This window comes from Mycobacterium sp. (genome assembly GCF_035623875.1).
Classification (GTDB): Bacteria; Actinomycetota; Actinomycetes; order Mycobacteriales; family Mycobacteriaceae; genus Mycobacterium.
In genome coordinates, this window is record NZ_DASPSP010000206.1 from 1 (window position 1) to 6,076 (window position 6,076).

4 protein-coding genes are annotated in these 6,076 nt (G+C 66.7%); 3 read left to right on the forward strand and 1 reads right to left on the reverse strand.

Going from position 1 to position 6,076, the window contains the following annotated elements; translation table 11 throughout:
• On the reverse strand, positions 1-526 hold a 526-nt coding region (locus VEI45_RS17325; RefSeq protein ID WP_324855379.1), incomplete at its 3' end, for an FAD-dependent oxidoreductase.
• A 107-nt stretch (positions 527-633) separates the two neighbouring features.
• On the opposite strand from VEI45_RS17325, the gene VEI45_RS17330 reads away from it, so the two are divergent.
• From VEI45_RS17330 to VEI45_RS17340, 3 genes are all read left to right on the forward strand, one after another.
• Positions 634-2,040 (forward strand): wax ester/triacylglycerol synthase family O-acyltransferase, encoded by a 1,407-nt coding sequence (locus tag VEI45_RS17330; protein ID WP_324855382.1) that lies wholly within the window; start codon positions 634-636, stop codon positions 2,038-2,040.
• Between the two features lie 537 nt (positions 2,041-2,577).
• Positions 2,578-4,239, forward strand: coding sequence for an acyl-CoA dehydrogenase family protein (locus VEI45_RS17335; RefSeq protein ID WP_324855384.1), 1,662 nt, complete (start codon positions 2,578-2,580; stop codon positions 4,237-4,239).
• Positions 4,236-6,076 (forward strand): polyketide synthase (locus VEI45_RS17340; RefSeq protein WP_324855386.1); only part of this gene is annotated, 1,841 nt, incomplete at its 3' end. The genes VEI45_RS17335 and VEI45_RS17340, both read left to right, overlap by 4 nt.

The window sequence follows — 6,076 nt, forward strand, 5'->3', positions numbered from 1 at the left end:
GGTAGTTGGGGATGCCGTAACGCATCATCCCGCCGGGCTCCGCCCCGGCGTCACGTACTTCGACCTGATGTCCGCGCCGGGCCAGGTGATACGCGGCAGACAGTCCGCTCGGCCCGGCGCCGACGACCAGGACCCGTTTTCGAGTCGGCTGCGGCGACCCCTCGAATTGCCATCCCTGGTCGCGTGCGGTGTCGCCGAGGAAGCGCTCCACTGCGTGAACCGAGACGGCTCCGTCGAGATGTGCGCGGTTGCAGACTGTTTCGCAAGGGTGGTAGCAGACGCGGCCGTGGATGGCAGCAAAGGGGTTATCAGCGACTAGCTGGCGCCAGGCCTGCTCATGGCGGCCGGCCTTGGCGTGGGCAAGCCATGCTTGGATGTTCTCCCCCGCCGGGCACGCGGCGTTGCACGGCGGTAGCAGATCGACGTAAATCGGACGGCGGTCCCGCTCCGGGCCGGCGCGGGGTTGGCTGTGCAGCAGATCCGGCAGGGGCGTCACGTCATCCCACAGCGCGCCATGCTCGCTCACCTGCCTCACGCTACGACGGGTCTCGGCAGCTTTGCAGCGTCGTTCGGCCCCTAGGTCGAGGACTTCCGGCCCTGCCCACAACCGCACTCAGAGCGGACCGTAACGCTATGGAGCACTTAACAGCACTGGATGCAAGTTTCCTGGAGGTTGAGGACTCCGATCCTCATGTGAACCTGGCGATTGCGGGCGTGTCAATCGTAGCCGGGCCGGTTCCGCGACAGGAGGAGCTTGTCGCCGCCTTCGCCGAACGGGTACATGCAATTCCCCGCTGCACCCAAGTGCTGCGTACCCATCCGCTCGACCTCGGGCCACCTGAATGGTTGGACGACCCGCACTTTGACATCTCGCACCATGTGCACCGCGTCGCGTTACCTGAGCCCGGCGACGACGCGGAGCTGTTCCAAATGATCGCGACGGTGATGCAGCATCGGCTCGACCGTGAGCGTCCACTCTGGGAGTGCTGGATCATCGAAGGCCTCACCGACGACCGGTGGGCGATGCTGATGAAACTTCACCATTGCATCGCCGATGGAATCGCCACGACCCAGATGCTGGCGAAGCTCAGCGATAGCGCTGGCGGCGACACCTTCGCGAAAAATATTCGGGCTGCAAAGGAATCGAGTAGGCCCGCGCTGCGTTTGCCGCCGATAAGCATGAATCCAATGACGTGGTTGGGCGGCGTGTGGCGCACCGCGATGGCGGCGGCCGGTGCTGCTGAACACGCCGCGATAGGCGCCGCCGAGCTGACGGCGAGTCTGCTGAGCTCACCACCGGAATCTTCGCTGACCGGGCCGGTGTCAACGATGCGACGCTACGTCGCGGCCAGGATCAAGCTCGCTGAGATGCAGCAGGTGTCCCGAGTTTTTGATGTGACGCTCAACGATGTTGCCTTGGCCGCGATCACCGATAGCTACCGCAGTCTGCTGCTGAGCCGCGGCGAACAGCCCCATCATGATTCGCTGCGCACCCTGGTTCCGGTATCGGTCCGATCGATGAAGGACTTTCAGCGGACCGACAACCAGGTCTCGGCGATGCTGCCGCTCCTACCCATCGACGAGGCCGACACCGTCAAACAATTGGAACTCGTGCACTCGCGGCTCACGGCGGCCAAAGCCAGTGGCCAGCGCGAAGGCGCCACCGCATTCCTGGCGGTGCTCAACGGCGCCCCGTTCACCTTGTCGGCGTGGATGACGCGAATGCTGACCCGGTTGCCGCAACATGCCGTCACTGCTTTGGCAACCAACGTTCCCGGATCTCGTGGTCGCCAGAAGCTGATGGGTCGTGAAGTGCTGGAAGTCCTGCCAGTACCACCGATTGCGCTTCAGCTGCGCACCGGCATCGCGATGGTGAGCTACGCCGACCGTTTCGTTTTCGGCATCACCGGCGACCACGACGCCGCGCCCGACCTGGACCAGCTCGCCACAGGCATCGAGCATGCGGTTGCGCGGTTGGCGGCGATCAGCCGAACGCGCCGGCGCAAAAACCGACGGGTCAAGGCGGTTCAGAGCGCATAGCCGGTCCCACAAATCCCTGCCGCCGCCGGGTCCCACCGCTGCGGCAAGGCGATGGCAATCACGAAAACGCCTGTCGTCGACCGTCTTTCACCGTCCAAGTGCACGGTATAAGGCCAACCCAGCGTTCGTGTGCATCCTGGTACCAGCGTTTGATGCCTTCCAGGCGGCTCGCACGGTTCTATCAAAAGGCCTTGTCGGCTAGGGACTTTCGCCACTAATCCCCGCAGCACGCGGCGACTAACTTGGTGCACGTTGAACCACAGAGTACGACGCGAAACCGAGGGCGACATGCTAGGGCTGGACGAGACCCCCAGTGGTGAGCGCTTCGGCCCGCGCCATCGTCCTCATCCCGGTCGCATCGATTTTGTCGGGTGGCATCCAGGCATGCCCCACGCCCCCGAGGCGTGGGACAACTACAGGCGAGCTTCCCACCGCAGCTAATTGAGAGGACTCCTGGATGGCTGAGACAAAGTCACCGCTCTCGTCCGGACCGGTCCGCCCATCCTCCCGACCGCTCGATCACGAAAGGGCGAGGCGATGACCGCCAACGTCGGCTTGGACCGCGACAGCCTCGACATGATGCTGACGTCATTGGACGATTTCGTCGCCGAGGCGCTCCCCAACGACCGCCGGTTGGAACTTGACCACGACGATGTCTGCCCGGAGAAAACCGTCCGCGCGATGTGCGGTGACGAGCTTGGCGTGCAGCTCGTCTTCATCCCGGAGGAATACGGCGGATTCGGTGGCGGGGCGTTCGACTCCTACCGGGTCTGCGAACGGTTGGCCCGCTTTGACATCGGCGTCGCAACCTCGGTGCTGGCCACGTTCCTCGGAAGCGACCCGATCCTCGTCGGCGCCACCCCGGAGCAACGTAAGGAGTGGCTTGGACGCATCGCCGAACAGGGCGTCCTGTTCGCCTATGGCGCCACCGAGCCGGAAGCGGGAAGCGACCTTGCCGCGCTGACGACGACAGCGACACCAGTGGAGACCGACGGTGAGGTGACCGCCTACCGACTCAACGGACGCAAGCAGTGGATCAGCAACGGCTCAATCGCGGATTACTACTCGGTTCTTGCATTGGCTCCGGGCGGCCCCTCCTGGTTCGTCGTGGAGAAAGGCACGCCCGGCTTCTCCACGGCGCCACCGGAAGACAAACATGGTATCCGGTTGTCGGACACCGCCGCGCTGTTCCTCGATGACGTAGTAGTGCCAGCGGAGAACCTGGTGGGCCGAGAGGAGGGCCGCGGGCTCAGCCAGGCCCAACAAGTCTTCGGCTACACCCGGGTGATGGTTGCCGCGTTCGGCCTTGGCGGGGGCTGGTCTGCACTCGATAAGGCGATCGCCTACTCCGCCGAGCGGGTGCAGGGCGGCGCGCCGCTGTCGACCAAGCAGGGCTTCACGCACAAGCTGATCGTGCCGCACGCGGTGCGGCTGGAGGCGGCGCGCGCGTTCGTCGAGGAAACCGCCACCCGCATCGACAGCGGCGAGGGCACCGGTGGCGCGCTCAACACCGAAGGGGCGATCGCCAAGTACCTGGCCACCGAGGCCGGCAACGCCGCCGCCGAAGCGGCGATCCAGGCGCACGGCGGCTATGGCTATACCCGTCCATACCTGGTGGAGAAGATCAAGCGCGACGTCCGGATCACCACGATCTACGAGGGCACCTCGGAGATCTTGGAGATGACCATCGCGCGTGATCGCTGGCAGCAACACCTCAAGACGTCTGGCGCCTACTACCACGACGCGGCGCGCGGCCTTGACGGTGTATCCGACGATTGCGGTGGGCCCACGGCGGCGCTGGCACTGGAATGCCTTGCCGCAGTGCTGGAGGCGTGCCGGATCGGCCGACTGACCCGCAGCCAGCATGTTCTGCTGCGGCTGGGTGAACTGATCAGCTACGCCGAGTGTGCTGGTGCACTGGCCCGCCGCGCAGCGGCGTCGGCCGCCGGTGCGCTGCCGGAGAAATCGGACACCCGCTTCGACGCCGCCACACTCGCCGCGGTCAGCCGTGTCTTCGCTCGCGAGGCGGCGCTGAAAGTCGCGGAAGAGGGCTTGCGGTGGGTGGCCGGCGCGGGCTCCGGCGCAGATCTTGCCGGCGCCCTGCCGATTGATCGGGTGCGGGCCGCGCAGGGTGGCTTGCTCGCTGATATGGATCGGGTCGCCGACGCGCTTTATCGACGGGAGGCCAAATCATCATGACGACCACGGTGCAAGAGCCGATCGCGGTGGTGGGCGTCGGCGCGATCATGCCCGACGCGCCCGACGCGGCGACCTTCTGGGCCGGCCTCAAGGCGGGTCAATACAGCATCAGCGACATACCGCTCGGGCGGTGGGATCCTGAGCTTTACTACGACCCCGACCCACAGGCACCCGACAAGACCTACTCCCGCATCGGTGGATGGGTCCGGGATTTCACCTGGGAGCCGCTGACATGGCGGCTGCCGATCCCGCCGGCGGTCAGCGCGCAGATGGACGACGGCCAGAAATGGGCGGTTGCCGGTACCCGGGCTGCGCTGCTGGACGCCGGCTGGCCGGACTGGACGGTCGACCCGGAAAGGGTCGCCGTCATCATCGGCCACGCCATCGGCGGCGACAAGCAACACCTCACCAACCTGCGGATCCAATTTCCCAAGTTCGCTCAAGACCTCTGTGCTGCACCGTCATTCGCAGCGCTACCGCAGCAGGTGCGCGATGCCGTGCTCGCCGAGACCCGCGCGTCGTTCCTCGGCAGTTTCGGGGAAATCACCGAGGACACCATGCCCGGCGAACTGGCGAACGTGGCCGCGGGCCGGGTGGCGAACCTGTTCAACTTCCGCGGCCCCAACTACACGGCCGACGCAGCGTGCGCATCGGGGTTGGCAGCCATGTCCGCGGCCGTGCGCGGTTTGCAGGCCGGCGACTTCGACGCCGCCATCAGCGGCGGTGTCGACCGCAACATGGACGCGGCGGCGTTCGTCAAGTTCTGCAAGATCGGCGCGCTGTCGGCGACCGGCACCCGGCCGTTCGACGCCGGCGCCGACGGTTTTGTGATGGGTGAGGGCGCTGCGCTTTTCGTTCTCAAGCGTCTGTCCGATGCCGAGCGGGACGGTGACCGGATCTACGCGGTGATTCTCGGGATGGCCGGCTCCAGCGACGGCCGCGGCAAGGGCATCACCGCTCCCAACCCGGTCGGGCAGCGGCTAGCGGTCGAGCGCGCCTGGCAGGTCGCCAATGTCGACCCAGCGCTAGCTACCTGCATCGAGGCGCACGGAACCTCCACCCGCGTCGGCGACGCGACGGAACTTGCCAGCTTGACCGACGTGTTCCGCAAGGCCGGGGCGGCGAACGGGTCGATCGCTCTGGGCTCGGTCAAGTCCAACATCGGCCACCTCAAGGGCGCGGCCGGGGCGGCGGGGTTGTTCAAGACAGTGCTCAGCCTGCACGACAAGGTGCTGGTGCCCAGCCTGCACTTCGAGCACCCCAACGACAGCGTCGACTGGGATGACATCCCGTTCCGGGTCAACACCGAGCTTCGGGAATGGCCGGCGCCGGAGAGCGGCACGCGCTGCGCCGGGGTGAGCGCCTTCGGGTTCGGCGGCACCAACTTCCATGCCGTGCTCGAGGAATATGTGCCCGGCCGGCACCGTGCGCGCCAAGAAGCCCGGTCGTATCCGGGCGCGACGATCGAGCGCACACAGACGGCGACGACGCCCGCGCCGACCGGTGCGCCGGTCGACACGAAAGCCCCGCTGCGGGGGGCAGCCGTGGTCGGCGGCGCCGATGACGCCGAAGTGGCCACGCAGCTGGAGCGGCTTGCCGCCGAGGCGTCGGCCGGGCGTGCCCCCGCGCCGGCCGCTCCGGACTCCACCTTGGCGAACGCAGCCGTAAGGGTCGCCATCGACTACGGCGACGCCGGCGAGCTCGCGGCGAAAGCGACGAAGGCGGTCCAGGCGCTGCGGAACGGCAATCCGGCCATCTTGCAGATACTGCGCGCCCAGGGTGTCTTCATCGGCCGTGGCGCACCGGGCAAGGTCGCATTCCTCTACACCGGCCAGGG